The sequence below is a fragment of the Snodgrassella alvi genome (genome assembly GCF_002777745.1).
GTDB classification, from domain to species: Bacteria; Pseudomonadota; Gammaproteobacteria; order Burkholderiales; family Neisseriaceae; genus Snodgrassella; species Snodgrassella alvi_D.
In genome coordinates this window covers 1-999 of record NZ_MEIO01000040.1, presented here as the reverse complement: position 1 = coordinate 999, position 999 = coordinate 1, and the positions used below count along the sequence as shown (strand labels likewise).

The following is a 999-nucleotide window of genomic DNA, read 5'->3' as shown; positions in this document are numbered from 1 at the left end:
TACCATGTAAAGTAAAGATATAACCATTATCAATTAATTCTTGATGATTGATGGTTTCATCATCAAAGATAAAATTAAAGGCACGGGTGTGCATCTGATAATTAAAAAAGTTGGTAAAAGTAACCGAATCTTCATTAGCATAGGCATGAATCACAAGATCATTACCGGAACGCGAGAACACTGCATCAGCCAGTTTTGCATTTTCAAATACAATGTCATTATATTTGGGAACTGCTGAATCAAATTCAAAATCCTCAATTAGATCCTGCCCGTGTCCACGTTGAAAAATGTACCGATCTTTGTTCCAGTCACCGCCATAGAGAGTATCGTTTCCGGGACCACCATTGATGATATCGTAACCTTCTTTGCCCCATAGTGTGTCATCACCGGCACCACCATTAAGAATATCGTTACCTTTGCCACCATTTAATGTATCATTGCCATCGCCGCCATTAAGAATATCGTTACCTTCACCACCATTTAATGTATCATTGCCATCGCCGCCATTAAGGATATCTTTCCCTTTCCAGCCATTAAGCGTGCCATTACCATGTAAAGTAAAGATATAACCATTATCAATTAATTCTTGATAATTGATGGATTCATCATCAAAGATAAAATTAAAGGCACGGGTGTGCATCTGATAATTAAAAAAGTTGGTAAAAGTAACCGAATCTTCATTAGCATAGGCATGAATCACAAGATCATTACCGGAACGCGAGAACACTGCATCAGCCAGTTTTGCATTTTCAAATACAATGTCATTATATTTGGGAACTGCTGAATCAAATTCAAAATCCTCAATTAGATCCTGTCCGTGTCCACGCTGAAAAATATACCGATCTTTGTTCCAGTCACCGCCATAGAGAGTATCGTTTCCGGGACCACCATTGATGATATCGTAACCTTCTTTGCCCCATAGTGTGTCATCACCGGCACCACCATTAAGAATATCGTTACCTTTGCCACCATTTAATGTATCATTGCCATCGCCGCCAT

The 999-nt window shown here is 38.9% G+C and carries 1 protein-coding gene; it reads right to left on the bottom strand.

The window, feature by feature from the left end; genetic code table 11:
- Positions 1–999: calcium-binding protein (locus BHC51_RS05265; protein ID WP_143558786.1), on the bottom strand; the 999-nt coding region annotated here is incomplete at both ends.